The 206-nt window shown below is 52.4% G+C and carries 2 tRNA genes; both read right to left on the bottom strand.

Annotated elements, in window-relative coordinates:
* Positions 1 to 59 (bottom strand) — tRNA-Arg (locus OGV83_RS00105).
* Between the two features lie 70 nt (positions 60 to 129).
* Positions 130 to 206: transfer RNA gene (locus OGV83_RS00100), tRNA-Arg, on the bottom strand.

The following is a 206-nucleotide window of genomic DNA, read 5'->3' as shown; positions in this document are numbered from 1 at the left end:
GGGAGGATTCGAACCTCCGACCGCTCGGTTCGTAGCCGAGTACTCTATCCAGCTGAGCTACGGATGCATCGGGAAACTTACTTTATTGCAGATTTTGATACCGCTACTAAAGCCATATCAAGTAAGAGATGGTGCATCCGGGAGGATTCGAACCTCCGACCGCTCGGTTCGTAGCCGAGTACTCTATCCAGCTGAGCTACGGATGC

It is taken from the genome of Citrobacter sp. CK189 (assembly GCF_030333505.1).
Taxonomy (GTDB): Bacteria; Pseudomonadota; Gammaproteobacteria; order Enterobacterales; family Enterobacteriaceae; genus Citrobacter_B; species Citrobacter_B koseri.
Note: the sequence above shows the minus strand (reverse complement) of the source record. Positions and strands in the feature narration are given on the sequence as shown.